Raw genomic sequence first — 15,761 nt, forward strand, 5'->3', positions numbered from 1 at the left:
TCTACCGTCGCCCCTGACGGCGCGCACCGGCGTCGTCCCGAGCGAAGGGAACCCGCATGACCCAGTTCCAGGTAGACAGCGAAGCGTTGATCAGCACCACCGGCGCGGCCCGCGCCGCCATGGCGCGCATCCAGGGCGAGGTGGCGGCGTTGCTGGGCCAGCTCACCGGGCTGGAGGGCTCGTGGACCGGCCAGGCCTCCACCACCTTTCAGGGTGCGGTGTCGGCCTGGCGCACCACCCAGCAGCACGTCGAGCAGAGCGCAGACGCCCTCAACCAGGCGCTGGGCCAGGCCGGCCAGCAATACGCCGAGGTCGAGCAGGCGAACGCCAGGCTGTTCGCGCGCTGACGCGCCGGAGCCCGGCGGACAAAAAACTGGGCGCCTCCCGAAGGAGACGCCCAGTTCGTCGTGCAGGTACTACAGGTGCTGCTGCGAGGACTTAGAAGTCCATGCCACCCGAGGGGTCGCCGGCCGGGGCCGGGTTCTTCTCGGGCTTGTCGGCGACAACGGCCTCGGTGGTGAGGAACAGTCCGGCGATCGACGATGCGTTCAGCAGCGCGGAGCGGGTGACCTTCACCGGGTCATTGATGCCGGCGGCGATCATGTCGACGTACTCACCGGTTGCGGCGTTGAGGCCGAATCCGACGGGCAGGTTGCGCACCTTGTCGGCGACAACGCCCGGCTCCATGCCGGCGTTGAGCGCGATCTGCTTGAGGGGAGCGTCGATGGCGACGCGCACGATGTTCGCGCCCGTTGCCTCGTCGCCAACGAGGTCAAGGATTGCCTTGCTCTCGAATGCGGTCTTGCCGGCCTGGATGAGTGCAACGCCACCACCGGCGACGATGCCCTCTTCGACGGCTGCCTTCGCGTTACGAACGGCGTCCTCGATGCGGTGCTTGCGCTCCTTGAGCTCAACCTCCGTCGCGGCGCCGGCCTTGATGACGGCAACGCCACCGGCGAGCTTGGCGAGACGCTCCTGGAGCTTCTCACGGTCGTAGTCGGAGTCGGTGTTCTCGATCTCGTTGCGGATCTGCTGAACGCGACCGGCGATGGCTTCGGCGTCGCCGGCACCCTCGACGATGGTGGTCTCGTCCTTGGTGATGACGACCTTGCGGGCGTTACCGAGCAGGTCGAGGGTGACGTTCTCGAGCTTGAGTCCGACCTCCTCGGAGATGACCTGGCCACCGGTGAGGATGGCGATGTCCTGCAGCTGCGCCTTGCGACGGTCGCCGAAGCCGGGGGCCTTGACGGCAACCGACTTGAAGATGCCGCGGATCTTGTTCACAACGAGCGTGGCCAGGGCCTCGCCGTCGACGTCCTCGGCGATGATGAGCAGCTGCTTGCCGCTCTGGATGACCTTGTCAACGATCGGCAGCAGGTCCTTGATGTTGGAGACCTTGGAGTTGACGATCAGGATGTACGGGTCTTCGAAGACCGCTTCCTGACGGTCGGGGTCGGTGACGAAGTACGCCGACAGGAAACCCTTGTCGAAGCGCATGCCCTCGGTGAGCTCCAGCTCGGTGCCGAAGGTGTTCGACTCCTCAACGGTGACAACACCTTCCTTGCCGACCTTGTCGATGGCCTCGGCGATGATCGCGCCGATTTCGGCGTCGCCGGCAGAGATGGAAGCCGTGGCCGCGATCTCTTCCTTGGTCTCGATCTCCTTGGCGCTGGCGATGAGCTCGGCGATGACGGCAGCGGTGGCCTTCTCGATGCCGCGCTTGAGGCTGATCGGGTCGGCGCCGGCTGCGACGTTACGCAGGCCTTCGCGAACCAGGGCCTGAGCCAGAACGGTGGCGGTGGTGGTGCCGTCGCCCGCGACGTCGTCGGTCTTCTTGGCGACCTCCTTGACGAGCTCCGCACCGATCTTCTCGTACGGGTCGTCGAGCTCGATCTCCTTGGCGATGGACACGCCGTCGTTGGTGATCGTGGGGGCGCCCCACTTCTTCTCCAGCACGACGTTGCGTCCGCGCGGGCCGAGGGTCACCTTGACCGTGTCAGCGAGGATGTTGAGGCCGCGCTCAAGGCCGCGACGGGCCTCTTCATTGAAAGCAATGATCTTTGCCATATGTGTTTCTCGTCCCTCCCGGACGTTACCAAAACGATGATGGGTTAGCACTCGAAAGCTCAGAGTGCTAAACCGATTCTGGCACTCTGGGGTTGAGAGTGCAAGTGAACATCAGCTGTGGTCCGGTTGGGCGGCGAGGCTACGGCACGAGCTCTACGCTGCCGTCGTCGGTGGGCACCAGTTCGATCCAGGTGTTGCCCGGCGCCAGGTCGACCGTGGCCCCGGCGGCGTCGGCCAGCCGGATCGGGGCGACCGCTGCATCCTTGAACCAGGTGGCGGCCAGCGTCGAACCGTTGGACGACACCCACGCCACTCCCGACCCTGACAACACTGTGCGCGGCACCTCGGTTGAACGGTCGACGTCGACGCGCAGGACCACGACGTTGGTCGCGGCGAGCTGGACCCCGCCGGCGTCCAGGTCGACGTCGCCGTCCTGGCTGCGCAGGTAGGCGCGCGCTGCGGCATCCCACGTCCAGCCGCGCCCGCTCGAGGCAGAAAACGCGGTGAAGATGGCAGCCGTGGCGTCCCCGGTGAGGGCGGCACCGCTCGTGGCCGCGCTGTCGGCGTAGTCGAACTGCCGCCCGGGCGGGGCGAGCTCGGTATTGCGCTGCACGACCTCGGCCGCGGAGAGCACTACGTCATGGGGAGACTCCCGCTCGTCCACCCGGCGGAACAGGCCGGTCTCGTCGGTGTCGAAGACCACATTGAGCAGTGGTGTGTTCTGCATCGCTTCGACGAACTGGGGCTGGCCGCCCGAGTAGGCGACGATGCCGCCGAACGAACTCAGGATGTCGGGATCCATCGGACGCACGGATCGCACGGGTCCCACCTCGCCCGGCACATCCGAATGCCAGAGCGCGGCATAGCGGGTCAGGCCGCCCTCCACGAGTTCCTCGAAGACCAGGTCGGCTCGGTCCAGCCCGATCTGCGGGCGTGCGGACTGCTGGTTGTCGATCTTCACGGCCAGGGCCGGATGGTCCGCGGCGGCCGGATCAACGGGCGTGCCCCGCAATGCTGCCACGCCGGGCTGTGGAACCGCGCTGGGCGGTGGCGTGGGAGAAGCGGTCGGCGCCGCAGTCGGACCCGCGCAGCCGACCAGGGCCACGCCGAGCACGGCCAAGACAGCCAGGGTACGTGCCCGGGGTCGTCGCGCACGGCCGAGGGGCATCCGTAACGCAGTCACGCCACACACCTTATCCGCCTGGGATGTCTGCCTGGCGGTCGGTGGTGGCGTGACTGTGGTCAATCGGTATTCACTTGTGTGTATTCAGTTGTGGTGTTCGACGCGTTGGATTAGGCCGGGCGGACAGACTCTGCCTGCGGCCCCTTGGCTCCGGTACCCAGTTCAAAGATGACGTGCTGGCCTTCTTCGAGAACCTTGTAGCCGTGCATGTCAATGGCGGAGTAGTGAACGAAAACGTCCTGCCCACCTCCATCGACAGTGATGAAGCCGAAACCCTTTTCAGCGTTGAACCATTTGACGGTTCCGTTCGCCATGTGAAACTCCCCTAGTGCAGTGTTGTATTTCGGCTATCACCCGTTGGTGTTACCGGGCCTGGCGCAGATGCTGCGTCCATCGTCTGCGAAAGAGCGCTCTCAAATTACCGAGCGCACCTGCATAAAATGAGCGACCACTGGCGATATTAGTGAGACAACCGCAGATCAAAAGGGGGTTGACTGGCGAGCGGAATCCCACTAGGTCACAGGCCGATTCGGCTGGGTCAGCCCTCCGGCATCACGTAGTCGCTGCCCACCACTACGGTCAGGGTCGCGTCTGAGCCGGTGCCGTCGACGGAGAGGGAAATCGCCGAACCGGGCAGCAAGGCCGCCACACCGCGTGCAGCGCCTTCCAGAGTGGCATCGGCATAGTAAACGGTCGTCGTGGCGATGTCTTCCGTGTCGGCGTCGGTGGTCGTGCCGACGGTCCAACCGTTCGCGGTGAGCAGGTCGCCCACCGACCGGGCCACCCCGGTCGTGGGGGTGCCGTTGAGCACGGTGACACTAGCACTGGGGTCAGTCGTGGGCTCCGCCGTTGGCACGGCGGTCTCCGTCGGGGCCTCGGTGGCGGTTTCAGACGCGATTCCGGGGATGGTGAAGTTGAGCCGGTTGTTCAGCACCGACAGGCCGACGGCGCCCAGTCCGATGAGCAGGGCAGTCGCGGCGAGCGCCCACCAGAACGCCACCCATCGGCTCCCCCTCTTGGCGGGTGCCCGGTGTGCCCCCACCCGGTCGAGCTTGTGCGGTAGGTCGTCGAAGCGGTCTTTCGGGTACGAAGTGGGCATCGTCAGTGTGGTTCGATCCTCGGTTGGCTGAGCAGGTGGTGGCTACTCGATGGGGCGGATGGCTCGGCGTGACCGGTCCTGCGACCGGGCTTCACGCATCCGCTGCAGGCGTTTGACCAGCATGGGATCGTGGGCGAGGGCTAGCGGGGAGTCAAGCAGGGCACCCAACAACTGATAGTAGCGGGCGGCCGACAGGCCGAACTCGGACCGGATGGCCTGCTCCTTGGCGCCGGGGTGGGACCACCACCGCCGCTCGAACGCGAGCACGGCTTCGTCGCGAGGCGTGAGCCCGGGGGCGGCGTCTGCGCCCCGTTCGCTCTCGCCGTGCTCGCTGGTCGCCATACGCGTCATCCTATTTGCCCGGCTCTGGGTTTTCGCTGACCGGGCCCGCCTGTCGCGACCTGGCCGGCTGGGGAATCGCCGGGTACCCCTCATCCGGGAATGCCGGGAGCGTCTGGCGAGTTTAGGCTGGGGGCAGTCGTCTGCCGCAGGACGTAATGAGAGGACGCACCATGGACTACGAGGTCACCAAGTCTGACGCCGAGTGGAAGGCCGAGCTTTCCGAGGAGCAGTATGCGGTGCTCCGCGGCGCGGCCACCGAACGCGCCTGGACCGGCGAGCTGCTCGACGAAGGCCGGGCGGGTGTGTACACCTGTGGTGCCTGTAACGCCGAGCTGTTCAAGAGCGGCACGAAGTTCGATTCCGGCTGCGGCTGGCCCAGCTTCTACGAGTCGGTGCGCCCCGAGGCCGTCGAACTCATCGAAGACACCTCCCTCGGCGTCGTGCGCACCGAGGTGCGCTGCGCCGCCTGCGGGTCGCACCTCGGCCACGTCTTCGACGACGGCTTCGGTACACCCACCGGCGACCGCTATTGCATGAACTCGATCTCGCTCAACTTCACGCCCGGCGAGTAACGGCTTGTCGGCAGTTTTCGACGCGATCAGTTCGCGCCGGTCGTACTCCGCTGTCACGAAGGATGCGCCCGGCCGGGCTGAGCTGCTGACCCTGGTGCGCGCGGCCGCCCGGGCCGCCGATCACGGTGCTCTGCGCCCGTGGCGGCTGATCGAGTTGCGCGGTGATGACCGGGTGGCGCTCGGAACGGCTCTGGCGGCATCCGCCGGGCTCGAGGGCACCGCCGCCGCCAAGCTGGCCGGCAAGCCGCTGCGCGCGTCGCTGCTGCTCGCCGTGGTGGCCAGCCGCCAGCCGAGCGAGAAGGTGCCGCACTGGGAACAGGATGCGACCGCCGCCGGTGTGGCCCATCTGCTCAGCCTGCTGCTCGAGGATGCCGGCTGGGGTGCCATGTGGCGCACCGGGGGCCACACCAGGAGCGAACCGGTGCGCCGGCTGCACGGCCTGGCCGAGACCGAGGAACTGCTCGGCTGGCTCTACGTCGGCGGCATCCCCGACAACGCGAAACCAGCCGTGCGCCCGCCGATCGACCCGGCCGCCCACCTGACGCCCCTCCCCGCCTGACGGCGGTCTCCCCCGGCCGCGGGCGCGGCGGCTAGGCGAAGGCATTCACGCCGGTGAGTTCGGCCGAGAGGGCCCAGAGCCGCGCGGCGTCGTCCCGGTCGATGGCGTGCGGGTTCACCCCGGCCACCCGGGCGGTGGCGCTGCCGGGCACCGTGGGCTCGGCGATATCGCAGTCCTCGCAGTAGACCCCGCCCATCCCGGCCAGCTGCGGCGACGTTGCGGCCCAGGTCGAGGTGGCCGCGCCCTGCTCCGGCGACTTGAACAGTGCGTTGACGACGCCGTCCTCGGTCATCCAGCCCGCGGCAATCATCTCTTCGCGCGGCAGGTGCCGCTGCAGCTCGGTCATGATGCCGCCGGGATGGGCGGCGAAGGCGCGCACCCCGTGTTCGGCACCCAACGCATCCAGCTGCACCGCGAACAGGCTGTCGGCGGTCTTCGCCTGGCCGTATGCCAGCCACTTGTCATAGCCGGTCGTGAACTGCGGGTCGTCGAAGCGGATGCCGCTGAGCTTGTGCCCGGTCGACGACAGGGCCACCACGCGGGCGCCGTCGCCGGCGACCAGGGCCGGCCAGAGCAGATTGGTGAGCACGTAGTGGCCCAGGTGGTTAGTGGCGAACTGGGACTCCCAGCCCGCGCGGACCCTGACCTCCGGCGAGGCCATGATGGCGGCGTTGTTGATCAGGATGTCGAGGCTGCGTCCCGTGGCCAGGAACTTCTCGGCGAAGGCCCGCACGCTGTCCAGGTCGGCCAGGTCGAGGGTGTCCACCTCGACGTCCGCCAGTCCACGCGCAGTCAGCGCGGCCTGGGCGACCTCTGGCCGTCGGGCGGGCACGATCACTGTGGCCCCGGCGGCGGCGAGCGCAGCGACGGTCTCGATACCCAGGCCGGAGTAGCCGCCGGTCACGATGGCCGTCTTGCCGGTCAGGTCGATTTCCTGGAGAACGTCGGTCGCGGTGGAACGGGCGGTGAAGCCGGAGGGCAGAACGTGCTGGGCTGTGATGGTCATTGATCCAGCGTACGCTCGGCCGCACCCGACTCGGCGAGCGCCCGGGCCGTCGGGCTAGACTGCCGGGGTCCGGCCGTCAGGCCGGCGTTGGGGGATTCGAATGCTCAGCAACCTGTCCGGCTGGCACCTTCTCATCGTCGGCGGCGCGCTGTGCGCGGTCGCCGTCGTCGTGGTCGTGATCGTGATCCTCGTGATGCGCTCCAGCCGCCGCGGTGCGGAGACCGAGCAGCTGCCCGGGCGGCCGTCGGACCAGCTGGTGGAGCTGGCCCAACTGCTCAACCGGGGCCTGCTCACCGAGGCCGAGTACGACGCCAAGCGGCAGGACATCATCGGCCGTCTCTGACGCCCGCCCCAGCCGGCGGTCAGGCCGTCTCCGGCCGCTCCGCGTGCACAGTCTCCGTGTGCACAGTGCGGTCACCGGGCCCGATCTCCCGCACCACGCGGGCGGGATTGCCGGTGGCGATCACCCCGGCCGGCACGTCCCGGGTGACGACGGAACCGGCACCGATCACACTGCCCGCACCGATGGTCACCCCGGGGCACACGACGACATTGCCGCCCAACCAGACGTCGTCCTCGATCACGATCGGCGAGACCCGCTCGTAACCCGCGCGGCGCTCCGCCACGTCGAGGGCGTGGCTGGGGGTGTACAGCCGAGCGCTCGGGCCCACCAGCACGTTCGCACCGATGGTGATCTCTCCGCCGCCCAGGGTGAGGAAATCGGCGTTGATGAAGGTGTTGGCGCCCACGTGTAGGCGGGAGCCATAGTCCAGGTACAGCGGCGGCCGAAAATCGACCCCCTCGCCCACGCTGCCGAGCAGGTCGGCGAACAGGGCGTGCGCGGCCTCCCTGTCATCGTCGTAGAGGGCGGTGATCTGCCGGCAGGTGCGCTGGGTGCTCGTGGTCAGTTCGGCCAGTTCGGGGCCGAACCGGTACCGATACCACTCCCCCGCCACCATCTTGTCGAACTCGGAGCGGGCAGGGTCCACGGGAGTTTTGTTGTTTATAACCACAAACACCAGCGTAGGGGATGCGCGACCTCAGCGCCGCCCCTTTCCTACTCGTCGGGGACGTAACTCAGAATGTCTCCGGGCTGGCAGCCCAGCACCGAGCAGATGGCATCGAGGGTGCTGAACCGCACCGCCTTCGCGCGGCCGTTCTTGAGGATGGAGACGTTCGCGACCGCCAGTCCGATCGCGGCGGCGAGGTCGGTGACCGACATCTTCTTCTTGGCCAGTTCGACGTCGAGGTTGATCACAATGGCCATCAGACAACCTCGGCGAGTTCGCTCTGCAGCCGCATGGCGGCGTGCAGCAGCCGGCGCATCACGGCCACGAGCAGGGCGAGGGCCGCAGCCACTCCGGCCGCGGTGGCCGCGAGGAGCGCCAGGGCGATTCCGCCCGGCGCGGGTGCGGCGAGGTCGATCAGCAGGAGCCAGAGGCATCCGCCGGCGGCGATCACCGCCGCCGTAGCCAGTGCCCCGACAGCGGCGTTCACCCAGCCGTCGGCCCGGCCGGTTTCGTCGAAGATCACGCCCGCGCGCACCTGCGAAACCAACATCCAGACGCTGATCAGCACCACCTCGACGCAGAGCGCCCCGGCCACGACCAGGGTCACGAGCGCAGTGCCGCGCGCCGCGCCGGGCACGGTGCCGAACAAGGCGCCGCACGTGACCTGCAGGGCGACGGCGGCGGCGAAGAGCAGCACGAGGAGCGTGCGGAGCGCGAGGAGAACGGAACGAGGCATTGTGCCCTCCATATCGAATAACGTGCATTTTGTATCGTTATTCGATACGTTAACACCGGTAAGACTACCGCAACCGCGTTCGGACCGCCACTGAGCGGGCCCGGAACGCTCGACACGAGGAGTGGGCATGAACCAGAAGGAGCATCCGCAGACCGTGGAATTCGAGGCCTGGGCGTCGTATTTCACCGCGAACCTCGCCCGGCACGAGCGTCTGGATGCGCTCATTCCGTGGGACACTCCGTGCGCACTCCCGCACCGGGATGCCGCAGCACTCGCCCGATCGCTGCAACGATTCGAACTCGGCGAGGGCGGCGAGGGCACCGGGCTCCTGGCGCGGGCACGGTCCCGGCACGACCCGGCCTATGACGCGGCGCTCAAGCTCTTCATCGCCGAGGAACAGAAGCACTCGGCGCTCTTCCTGGCCGCTCTCGGTCACCTGGGCGTGGAGCCGCTCGGCTCGCACTGGTCGGACGCGGCCTTCGTGCGGCTGCGCCGCTTGGTGGGCCTGCGCACGGAGATCACCCTCTTCCTGATCGCCGAGACCGTCGCCATGGAGTACTTCCTGGCCCTGCGGCGCTCTGACGACCCGGTCGTGCAGGGCGTGGCCCGGCGCATCCTCACCGATGAAGTCGAACACGTGCGGTTCCAGATCGATCAGCTCCGCGCCGGGTTCGCCGGGGTGCCGCGCCCCGGCCGGGTGGTGGCCGCGTCGGCCGCCTGGGTTGTCGCCGTCGGCGCGGCCACGGTCCTGGCCATCGACCACGGGCCCGCCCTGCGTGCACTCGGGCTGCGACCGTCGACCTTCTGGCGGCGCGCCCTGGGGCATTTCGGCCGGTCGGCCCCGCTCGCGTTCCGCCTGAGCCGCCGCGTAGCGCCGGTGGGGCCGATGGCCGAGCCGCGTGAGCATCCGCTGCAACCGGCCGGGTCGGGCCAGCGCACGGTGGTCAGGGACTGCCGTGGCTGACTACGGGCCGGTACCGAGCTACGCCCTCGTCGCCGGCTCTGCCCCGCGACCCTGGCGCCCGGCACTCGCGGCGCTCGCGGCTGCAGTGGTGACGGCCTTCTGCCTGCCCATCCATCTCGCTCTGGCGTTCCTGTTCCTCACCGCGTCGCAAAGCTACGACACCACGGGCTCCGGCGGACCGTTCAAGAGTTGCGGCTCGGCCACGGACTGCTCCGACCCGAACTACGGGGTGATGTTGGGCATGGGGGCGCTCATGGCAGTGCTCTGGCTGGCGGCGGCGCTCCTGGGCCAACTGGCCTGGGGACCGGGCTTCCGTTTTGCCAGGGTGCTGGGGCTCACGGTCTGGTCGGCCGCGGTCGCCGTCGGCGGATGCGCGATCGTCTACGCGGTGTTGACGGGCGGCGGGGTCAGCTTCTACGCGCCCTGACGGCCAGACCACCACCGGGGCGGGGAGCGGCCCTTGCGCGGGCCGCGCGGCCGGGCCAGCGTGGGGTGCAACTCCGGCACCGCACAGGACCGATCGAGGAGGACAGCGACATGCCCGCGCCAACCGATCCGCCCGCCTCGTCGCCCCCGCCGGTAGCAGCAGGGCCGGCAGACCCGTTGGCGGTCATCCGGTCGCGCGGGTATCTGCGGATCCTGCTCCTGTCGGGGCTCATCGGCATTCCGGTTTCGGCGGCGGCCTACGGGTTCTTGGCGCTGGTGAGCTGGCTGCAGAAATTCCTGTTCACCGAGTTGCCGGGCGTCCTGGGCCTCGACGGGGTGCCGGTGTGGTGGCCGTTGCCGCTGCTGGCGCTGTCTGGCCTACTGGTGGCCCTGAGCATCCGGTACCTGCCGGGCAACTCGGGTCACTCGCCGTCGGAGGGCTTCAAGGCGGGCGGGTTTCCCAGCCCGGCGGAATTACCCGGCGTGGCCCTGGCCGCACTGGCCACGCTCGCGCTGGGCGCGGTGCTCGGCCCTGAGGCCCCGCTGATCGCCCTCGGCGGCGGCCTGGGCGCCCTGGCCCTGCTACTGCTGAAGAAGGACTCCCCTCCCTCCGCGGTCGCGGTGGTCGCCGCGGCGGGCAGTTTCGCCGCGGTGAGCACGCTGCTCGGCTCGCCATTGCTGGGCGCATTCCTGCTCATGGAAGCCTCCGGGCTGGGCGGGGCGATGCTCGGTGTGGGGTTGCTGCCCGGCCTGCTGGCGGCGGGGATCGGCTCGTTGGTCTTCGTCGGCCTGGATTCCTGGACCGGGCTGGGCACGTTCTCGCTGGCCATTCCCGATCTGCCTGCCTTCAGCACCCCGACCCTGGCCATGTTCGGGTGGGCACTCGTGCTCGGGATCGTCTGCCCCGTCCTGGCCTGGGGAATCAAGGCCGTCTCCCTGCTGGTACGGCCCGCCGTGCACGCCCACCGGCTGATCGTGACGCCGGTGCTCGGTCTGGTCGTGGCCGCCCTGGCCGTCGGCTTCGCGGTGATCACCGGGGAGGACAGCTCGCAGGTGCTGTTCTCGGGCCAATCCGCCCTGCCCGGACTGATCAGTGACGGCGCCGCCTGGCCGGTAGGCGCTCTGGCGCTCCTGGTGGTCTTCAAGGCGCTGGCCTACGGCCTGTCGTTGAGCGCCTTCCGGGGCGGGCCGGTCTTTCCCGTCATGTTCCTCGGCGCTGCCCTGGGCATTGCCGCTGCGCAGCTGCCGGGCATGGCTCTGGTGCCGGCCATCGGGGTGGGGATCGGCGCGATGTGCGTGTCGATGCTGCGGCTGCCGCTCACCAGCGTTCTGCTGGCCACCGTGCTGCTCACCAGCGACGCCGCCGCGGTGATGCCGCTGGTGATCGTGGCGGTCGTGGTGGCGCATGTGCTCACCGCCCGGCTGCCCGAGCCGCCCGGTCGCGGGCTCAGCCGGAAACAGCCCGCCGCGAACGTCGCATCGGGCTGAGCGGGAGGCTCAACCCCTGGCGTCCCAGAACCCCGCGTGCACCTGCGCGGCCTCGTCGACGAGGGCGGGCCCGGCCACGATCACCGGGGTGCCACCGCGGGCGAACACCTCGCGGCAGGGCAGGTCCATTGTGGGGGCACCGTCCTGGGCCGGCACCATCGCGGCGAGGTCCTGTTCCGGCAGGGCGTAGACGACCCGGCCGATTCCCGCCCAGTAGATCGCACCGGAGCACATGGCGCACGGTTCGGTGCTGGTGTACAGAGTGCTCCCGCGCATGGTCGCGGCCGGGAGCCGGGCGCCGGCCCGACGAACGAGGTTGAGCTCGGCGTGGCCGGTGGGGTCGTGCTCGGTGACGACAGTGTTCTCGGCTTCGATGACGTCGCCGTCGCCGGTGACCAGGATCGCGCCGAACGGATGGTTGCCGTGCAGACGCGAGCTCCGCGCCATCTCGATCGCGCGCGCGAGGTGCCCGGTATCGGTATGCGAGACCGTGGAAAGTTCGACCATGACAGTCAACGGTGCCCGTCGCAGACACCGCTGTCAACACCGGCGTAGGGCGTGCCGTTCCAGCGCGCCGGCCTCCGGGCCACCGCCGCGACCCGCCGTGGCCGGGCTTGCCGGGCTTTTGCCCGGTGAACGGGCAAACTGCGGGTGCGGCCCTGCACCGGTCGCCGTGACCGGGCGGTCTGCTGCTCGGTCGGCCACGCCGGCAGCACCCACTCGGAGGAACTGAACATGCTTGTTATCGCGGTCATGCTGGTCGTCGTCGCCATCATCGGGTTCGTCATCGCGGCGGTGCTGAAACTACCCAGCGTGGACGGGACCACCGGCGGGACCCAGAAGCGCACCGTGCGCTGGGTGTCTGCGGGGGTGCTCACTCTGGCCGTCGTGTTCTTCGCCTTCGGCTCCTTCTACACCCAGGATGCCGGTGAGGCCAATGTGCTCAAGGACGTCACCGGCAATATCGTCGGGCAGAACAACAGCACCGGGTTGCAGGTGAAGGCACCGTGGGTGAACACCGTCACCTTCAACATCCGCAACCAGCAGGTGATCTTCGCCGGCACCGCGTCCGAGGGCAGCGACAACAGCGGCGGAGTGTCGAACGGACCGCAGATCACCGTGCAGGACCAGGACGGCGTGTCGAGCAACGTCGACATCGCGCTGCGCTATTCGATCCGGCCCGACGCGGTCACCGATATCTACAAGGAGTTCCTCTCCGAGGACAACTTCAAGAAATCGTTCATCGAGCAGGACGTGCGCTCCGTGGTGCGGCTGGTTCCGAACGGGTTCTCCACAATCGACCTGCTCACCAAGCGCGGCGACGTCGAGGCCGCGATCCTGGACGCCCTGGAAAACCGGTGGGAGGACGACGGAGTGATCGTGGACTCGATCAGCCTGCAGGAGATCCGCCCGCCTGCCGCGGTGGTGGAGAGCTACGCCGACGCGCAGCAGGCGCAGATCAACGTGACGAAGGAGCAGGCCAACCTCGATGCCGCCCAGGTGTCCGCACAGCAGAAGGTGGTGCAGGCTCAGGCCGAGGCCGACGCCAACGCCATCCTGAACGGCTCGCTCACCGAGAACATCCTCTCGCAGCGTTACCTGGACACGCTGGGCAAGCTCGCCGCCGAGGGAAACCTGGTGGTCGTGCCGGACGGATTCAACGGCCTGGTCAACGTGAGCAAGTAGCGCGGCTGGGCGAAAAAAGAGGGCCGGCCACGGGACTTGAACCCGTAACCCCCACTTTACAAGAGTGGTGCGCTACCAATTGCGCCAGGCCGGCATAAGGCGAACTAATCGCCTCGAGCATTCATCCTAAATCACCTGACGACCGGATACCGACGCAATCGCACCCGTCGGCAGCCGGAGGGCCGGTCTGCAGGGTTACGGCGCCGGAGTGGGCGTCGGCGTCGGAGTCGCGGTGGAGTACGCCTCGCTGGCGGTCTGCAGCACGAAGGCCGCGAATTCCTTGGGGTCTTCCAGCGCACCCACGTACTGCTTGCCGTTCACAAGAACCGTGGGGGTCCCGGTGATCGCTTCGAGCGAGGTGGAGTTCGGGATCGGTCCGTCCAGCGCCCGGTTGGTGGCGTCCTGCACCCAGGACTTGAACGTGGTGTCGTCGATGCAGGTGTTGATCGCGGTCAGGCTCTTGCTCACGCCCGAGCTCTCGACCAGGGCCTTGAGCTCCTCGTCACTCAGGCCGGCCGTGCCCTCCACGGGCTGGTCGGCGAACAGCGCTGTGCTGAAGTCGAGGAAATCATCCGGCGAATAGTTGGCCACACAGGCGGCTGCGTTCGCGGCCCGCAGGGAGTATTGGGTTCCGGCGGATTTGCTGGTGAGGATCGAGATCGGGTGCACCTCGACGGTGGCTGCGCCGGAGTCGACCCACTTGGCGATCTGCTCGCTGTTGGTGGTTTCGAAGGTGCCGCAGAACGGGCAGAGATAGTCGACGTAGACCCGGATGTCGGCGACAGTGCCGGTCTCATCCGTCGGCGACGGCACCGGATCGGCGCCCGGCTGCAGCGCGGGCGTGGTCACAGCGGTCAGGCCCTCACCGATGAGGATGCCGTCACTGGCCATGTTGCGCGGTCCGGGACCGTTCTTGGGCAGGTTGTTGACGATGACGAGGGCGATGACGGAGACGATCGCGACCAGGACGACGGCGATGCCACCCTGCAGGAACACCCGGTTGCGGCGGTCCCGCTTCTTCTGCTCCACTCGCAGCTGTGCAGCCTTGGTGCGTGCGGCGTCGCGTCGCTTGTTCTTCGAGGGACGGGATTCGCCTGGGCCGCCAATTGTCATGGATGATCGCTCCGAGTTGAGGGGTGCGCTCGCGAAAAACACGCGATTGCTTCCCAAATAGTAGGACCCCAGTCTGGGAAACAACCAACCGGAGGCGCACAGCCCGCTCACTGCCGACGCACCGGTGACACACTGCGAGGCCCCCTGACCCCCAGGCGGGTGCTACCACCTGCCCGCGGTCGGGCATGCCATACTAGAGAGGTCTTGCGCTGGTGCTACGTCAGCCGGACAGATAAATCCCATCACAACGGATCGTCCGGCACGTACCTGCCGGTGAAGGAGAATAACGAAATAATGGCTTCAGTAACCTTTGACAAGGCCACCCGTCTGTACCCGGGCTCTACCCGCCCGGCAGTCGATCACCTCGACCTCTCGGTCGCCGATGGTGAATTCCTCGTCCTCGTCGGCCCGTCCGGCTGTGGAAAGTCCACCTCGCTGCGCATGCTCGCCGGCCTCGAAGAGGTCAACGACGGCGACATCTTCATCGGTGAGCGCAACGTCACCGACGTTCCCCCGAAGGACCGTGACATCGCCATGGTCTTCCAGAACTACGCGCTGTACCCGCACATGACCGTCGCCGAGAACATGGGCTTCGCGCTCAAGATCGCCGGCGTCAACAAGGACGAGCGTGCTGCCCGCGTTCTCGAAGCCGCCAAGCTGCTCGACCTCGAGCCCTACCTCAGCCGCAAGCCGAAGGCCCTCTCCGGTGGCCAGCGTCAGCGTGTTGCGATGGGTCGCGCGATCGTGCGTCAGCCCCAGGTGTTCCTCATGGACGAGCCGCTGTCGAACCTCGACGCCAAGCTGCGCGTTCAGACCCGCACCCAGATCGCATCGCTGCAGCGTCGCCTGGGCGTCACCACGGTCTACGTCACCCACGACCAGACCGAGGCGCTCACCATGGGCGACCGCATCGCCGTGCTCAAGGATGGCGTTCTGCAGCAGGTCGGCACCCCCCGCGACCTGTACGCCAAGCCGAACAACGTCTTCGTTGCCGGCTTCATCGGCAGCCCGGCCATGAACCTGTTCCTGGCCGACGCCGTCGACGGTGGCATCAAGTTCGGTACCGCCACGGTTCCCGTGCAGCGCGACACCCTCGCCGGCGCCACCGGCAAGAAGGTCACCATCGGCGTTCGCCCCGAGGACATCCACCTGGCGACCGCGCAGGGCGAAGGCCTCGCGGTTGAGGTCGACCTGGTCGAGGAGCTCGGCGCCGACGGTTACCTGTACGGTCACTCCACCGTCGAGGGCAAGCGCACCGACATCGTCGCTCGCGTCGATGGCCGCTCGCACCCGTCGGCCGGCGACACCGTCTACCTGACCCCGACGCCGAACCACCTGCACGTGTTCGACGCCGAGTCCGGCGCCCGTCTCGGCGGCGCCGTCAGCGACTAAGTTCCATCACGACAAACTCGACCGCCGGCAGTTTTCGGCGGTCGAGTTTGTCATATCGGCGCCCGTTCTGCGGGGCGGCACCGCCACATCCCACGCTCGGGCCGCCGAACCGGCCCGC

General features: G+C 68.2%; 20 protein-coding genes and 1 tRNA gene. 9 read left to right on the forward strand and 12 right to left on the reverse strand.

Going from position 1 to position 15,761, the window contains the following annotated elements; translation table 11 throughout:
* The first annotated feature begins 56 nt into the window (after nucleotides 1-56).
* Nucleotides 57-347, forward strand: a complete 291-nt coding sequence (locus CTB96_RS17965) for a WXG100 family type VII secretion target (protein WP_110128145.1) — start codon at nucleotides 57-59, stop codon at nucleotides 345-347.
* A gap of 91 nt (nucleotides 348-438) precedes the next feature.
* Here CTB96_RS17965 and groL read toward each other — a convergent pair whose 3' ends face one another.
* The 5 genes from groL to CTB96_RS17990 all read right to left on the reverse strand — a co-directional run bounded on the left by groL (nucleotide 439) and on the right by CTB96_RS17990 (nucleotide 4,691).
* Nucleotides 439-2,067 (reverse strand): chaperonin GroEL, encoded by a 1,629-nt coding sequence (gene groL / locus CTB96_RS17970; RefSeq protein WP_110128146.1) that lies wholly within the window; start codon nucleotides 2,065-2,067, stop codon nucleotides 439-441.
* A 139-nt stretch (nucleotides 2,068-2,206) separates the two neighbouring features.
* Nucleotides 2,207-3,088 (reverse strand): DUF3048 domain-containing protein, encoded by an 882-nt coding sequence (locus CTB96_RS17975; RefSeq protein WP_181397330.1) that lies wholly within the window; start codon nucleotides 3,086-3,088, stop codon nucleotides 2,207-2,209.
* Nucleotides 3,089-3,360: 272 nt separating this feature from the next.
* Complete coding sequence (locus CTB96_RS17980; protein WP_088457037.1) at nucleotides 3,361-3,564, reverse strand: cold-shock protein; 204 nt, start codon at nucleotides 3,562-3,564, stop codon at nucleotides 3,361-3,363.
* A 224-nt stretch (nucleotides 3,565-3,788) separates the two neighbouring features.
* Nucleotides 3,789-4,349 (reverse strand): LytR C-terminal domain-containing protein, encoded by a 561-nt coding sequence (locus CTB96_RS17985; protein WP_110128148.1) that lies wholly within the window; start codon nucleotides 4,347-4,349, stop codon nucleotides 3,789-3,791.
* 42 nt (nucleotides 4,350-4,391) lie between these two features.
* A complete protein-coding gene (locus CTB96_RS17990; protein WP_219993288.1) occupies nucleotides 4,392-4,691 on the reverse strand; it encodes a DUF3263 domain-containing protein in 300 nt (99 codons plus the stop codon).
* A 170-nt stretch (nucleotides 4,692-4,861) separates the two neighbouring features.
* On the opposite strand from CTB96_RS17990, the gene msrB reads away from it, so the two are divergent.
* Both msrB and CTB96_RS18000 read left to right on the forward strand, forming a co-directional pair.
* Nucleotides 4,862-5,263 (forward strand): peptide-methionine (R)-S-oxide reductase MsrB, encoded by a 402-nt coding sequence (gene msrB / locus CTB96_RS17995; protein ID WP_110128150.1) that lies wholly within the window; start codon nucleotides 4,862-4,864, stop codon nucleotides 5,261-5,263.
* 4 nt (nucleotides 5,264-5,267) lie between these two features.
* A complete protein-coding gene (locus tag CTB96_RS18000; RefSeq protein WP_110128151.1) occupies nucleotides 5,268-5,822 on the forward strand; it encodes a nitroreductase family protein in 555 nt (184 codons plus the stop codon).
* Between the two features lie 31 nt (nucleotides 5,823-5,853).
* Here CTB96_RS18000 and CTB96_RS18005 read toward each other — a convergent pair whose 3' ends face one another.
* A complete protein-coding gene (locus tag CTB96_RS18005; protein ID WP_110128152.1) occupies nucleotides 5,854-6,828 on the reverse strand; it encodes an SDR family NAD(P)-dependent oxidoreductase in 975 nt (324 codons plus the stop codon).
* Between the two features lie 100 nt (nucleotides 6,829-6,928).
* On the opposite strand from CTB96_RS18005, the gene CTB96_RS18010 reads away from it, so the two are divergent.
* Nucleotides 6,929-7,171 carry an SHOCT domain-containing protein gene (locus CTB96_RS18010; RefSeq protein WP_110128153.1) on the forward strand — a complete coding sequence of 81 codons (243 nt, stop codon included), beginning with the start codon at nucleotides 6,929-6,931 and terminating at the stop codon, nucleotides 7,169-7,171.
* A 19-nt stretch (nucleotides 7,172-7,190) separates the two neighbouring features.
* Here the strand turns inward: CTB96_RS18010 and CTB96_RS18015 are convergent, their stop codons facing one another.
* From CTB96_RS18015 to CTB96_RS18025, 3 genes are all read right to left on the reverse strand, one after another.
* Nucleotides 7,191-7,817, reverse strand: coding sequence for a sugar O-acetyltransferase (locus CTB96_RS18015; protein ID WP_248283442.1), 627 nt, complete (start codon nucleotides 7,815-7,817; stop codon nucleotides 7,191-7,193).
* A 68-nt stretch (nucleotides 7,818-7,885) separates the two neighbouring features.
* A complete protein-coding gene (locus CTB96_RS18020) occupies nucleotides 7,886-8,095 on the reverse strand; it encodes a helix-turn-helix domain-containing protein (RefSeq protein ID WP_110128154.1) in 210 nt (69 codons plus the stop codon).
* A complete protein-coding gene (locus CTB96_RS18025; protein ID WP_181397332.1) occupies nucleotides 8,095-8,574 on the reverse strand; it encodes a DUF2975 domain-containing protein in 480 nt (159 codons plus the stop codon). Before CTB96_RS18025 ends, CTB96_RS18020 begins: the two co-directional genes overlap by 1 nt.
* A gap of 127 nt (nucleotides 8,575-8,701) precedes the next feature.
* Here CTB96_RS18025 and CTB96_RS18030 point away from each other — a divergent pair, with 127 nt between their 5' ends.
* The 3 genes from CTB96_RS18030 (at nucleotide 8,702) to CTB96_RS18040 (ending at nucleotide 11,452) form a co-directional block, all read left to right on the forward strand.
* A complete protein-coding gene (locus CTB96_RS18030) occupies nucleotides 8,702-9,538 on the forward strand; it encodes a ferritin-like domain-containing protein (protein WP_110128155.1) in 837 nt (278 codons plus the stop codon).
* Nucleotides 9,531-9,965 (forward strand): hypothetical protein, encoded by a 435-nt coding sequence (locus CTB96_RS18035; protein ID WP_146215854.1) that lies wholly within the window; start codon nucleotides 9,531-9,533, stop codon nucleotides 9,963-9,965. Before CTB96_RS18030 ends, CTB96_RS18035 begins: the two co-directional genes overlap by 8 nt.
* 110 nt (nucleotides 9,966-10,075) lie before the next feature.
* On the forward strand, nucleotides 10,076-11,452 hold the full coding sequence (locus tag CTB96_RS18040; RefSeq protein WP_110128157.1) for a chloride channel protein: 1,377 nt from the start codon (nucleotides 10,076-10,078) through the stop codon (nucleotides 11,450-11,452).
* A gap of 9 nt (nucleotides 11,453-11,461) precedes the next feature.
* Here CTB96_RS18040 and CTB96_RS18045 read toward each other — a convergent pair whose 3' ends face one another.
* A complete protein-coding gene (locus CTB96_RS18045) occupies nucleotides 11,462-11,959 on the reverse strand; it encodes a nucleoside deaminase (protein ID WP_110128158.1) in 498 nt (165 codons plus the stop codon).
* 228 nt (nucleotides 11,960-12,187) lie between these two features.
* Here CTB96_RS18045 and CTB96_RS18050 point away from each other — a divergent pair, with 228 nt between their 5' ends.
* On the forward strand, nucleotides 12,188-13,138 hold the full coding sequence (locus CTB96_RS18050) for a prohibitin family protein (protein ID WP_110128159.1): 951 nt from the start codon (nucleotides 12,188-12,190) through the stop codon (nucleotides 13,136-13,138).
* Nucleotides 13,139-13,159: 21 nt separating this feature from the next.
* Here CTB96_RS18050 and CTB96_RS18055 read toward each other — a convergent pair.
* Together CTB96_RS18055 and CTB96_RS18060 are read right to left on the reverse strand one after the other, a co-directional pair.
* Nucleotides 13,160-13,232, reverse strand: a tRNA-Thr gene (locus tag CTB96_RS18055).
* 101 nt (nucleotides 13,233-13,333) lie between these two features.
* Nucleotides 13,334-14,251 (reverse strand): DsbA family protein, encoded by a 918-nt coding sequence (locus CTB96_RS18060; RefSeq protein ID WP_110128160.1) that lies wholly within the window; start codon nucleotides 14,249-14,251, stop codon nucleotides 13,334-13,336.
* A gap of 294 nt (nucleotides 14,252-14,545) precedes the next feature.
* Here CTB96_RS18060 and CTB96_RS18065 point away from each other — a divergent pair, with 294 nt between their 5' ends.
* On the forward strand, nucleotides 14,546-15,643 hold the full coding sequence (locus CTB96_RS18065) for an ABC transporter ATP-binding protein (RefSeq protein WP_110128161.1): 1,098 nt from the start codon (nucleotides 14,546-14,548) through the stop codon (nucleotides 15,641-15,643).
* The last annotated feature ends 118 nt before the right edge of the window (nucleotides 15,644-15,761 follow it).

The sequence above is a fragment of the Cryobacterium arcticum genome, from assembly GCF_003185895.1.
Classification (GTDB): Bacteria; Actinomycetota; Actinomycetes; order Actinomycetales; family Microbacteriaceae; genus Cryobacterium; species Cryobacterium arcticum.